This is a genomic window from Streptomyces tricolor (assembly GCF_002155905.1).
GTDB classification, from domain to species: domain Bacteria; phylum Actinomycetota; class Actinomycetes; order Streptomycetales; family Streptomycetaceae; genus Streptomyces; species Streptomyces tricolor.
The window spans coordinates 515-946 of sequence record NZ_MUMF01000957.1 but is presented as its reverse complement, the minus strand read 5'-3'; the positions used below and the strand labels follow the sequence as shown (position 1 = coordinate 946).

General features: G+C 67.4%; 1 protein-coding gene and 1 pseudogene. Both read right to left on the bottom strand.

The window, feature by feature from the left end:
* Window positions 1-112: pseudogene (locus CCN44_RS47160) on the bottom strand (carbohydrate ABC transporter permease); the annotation flags it as partial.
* On the bottom strand, window positions 109-432 hold a 324-nt coding region (locus CCN44_RS47155), incomplete at its 5' end, for a carbohydrate ABC transporter permease (protein WP_244204073.1). The gene CCN44_RS47155 and the pseudogene CCN44_RS47160, both read right to left, overlap by 4 nt.

Here is a 432-nt window from a genome sequence, read left to right as displayed (position 1 = left end):
GGAAGGCGAGCGCGAAGAGGACGACGACGGCCGTGAACACCGTCCAGTAGAGGGCCTTTCCGCGCGGGCGGGCGAGGGCGGCCGGGGAGATCAGGGTGCGGGTGCCGCTCATACGTCCCCCTCGGAGCGGGTGAGCCGCAGGTAGAGGGCGGAGAAGGCGCCGAGCAGCAGCAGGAGCAGGACGCTGAGGGCGCAGGCGCCGCCGAAGTCGTTGTAGAGGAAGGCGTATTTGTAGATGAGGTACAGGACGGTGACGGTGGCGTCCTCCGGGCCGCCGCCGGTGATGACGAACGGTTCGGTGAACACCTGCATGGTGGCGATGATCTGAAGGAGCATCAGCATCAGGATGACGAACCGTGTCTGCGGGATCGTGACGTGCCGGACGCGCTGGAGGAGGTTCGCGCCGTCCAGTTCGGCCGCCTCGTACAGCTC